This window comes from Arcicella lustrica (assembly GCF_034930985.1).
Lineage (GTDB): Bacteria > Bacteroidota > Bacteroidia > Cytophagales > Spirosomataceae > Arcicella > Arcicella lustrica.
Genome location: NZ_JAYGIM010000039.1, coordinates 1 through 534, shown reverse-complemented (window position 1 = coordinate 534; position 534 = coordinate 1). Strand labels below are relative to the sequence as shown.

Genomic DNA, 534 nt, shown 5'->3' with positions numbered 1-534 from the left:
AATAATGAAATTAAAGGTTTTTAGTACAGTTTTTATCTGTTTTTTCGCAACATATACTTTTGCTCAATATCGTTTGAAAGGTATTATTAAATCAAAAAACGATAGTGCCTTGGTGGCAGGATCGGCGGTTTATCTTGATGGCAATCAGAAAACGTTATCTAACCCAGAAGGCATATTTATATTCCCCTCTATCGCCAATGGCGAACATACTTTACATATTATTTCTCCAGACTTTAGGCCTGTCAAACGAACGATTGTTATCGCAGGCAAAAATGAAGAAATAGTAATTTACCTTTCTTCACGTGATGAAACGCTGAATGAAGTTGTGGTATCGGATAAGAAAACCGATTTCGGTTTTTCAAGATTAAGAGGTGTTGAAAATATGGGTATTTATGAAGGCAAGAAGTCGGAAGTAATTACACCAGATCAACTAGTTGCTAATTTATCAACCAACAATGCCCGACAAATTTATTCAAGAGTAGCTGGTCTTAATATATGGGAAAATGAGGGTGGTGGTTTACAACTAAGTATCGG

Annotated in this window: 1 protein-coding gene; it reads left to right on the top strand. The window is 35.6% G+C overall.

Annotated elements, in window-relative coordinates; all coding sequences use genetic code 11:
• Positions 1 to 534, top strand: a 534-nt coding sequence (locus tag VB798_RS24340; RefSeq protein ID WP_323689838.1) for a carboxypeptidase-like regulatory domain-containing protein, incomplete at both ends; no start/stop codon positions are given.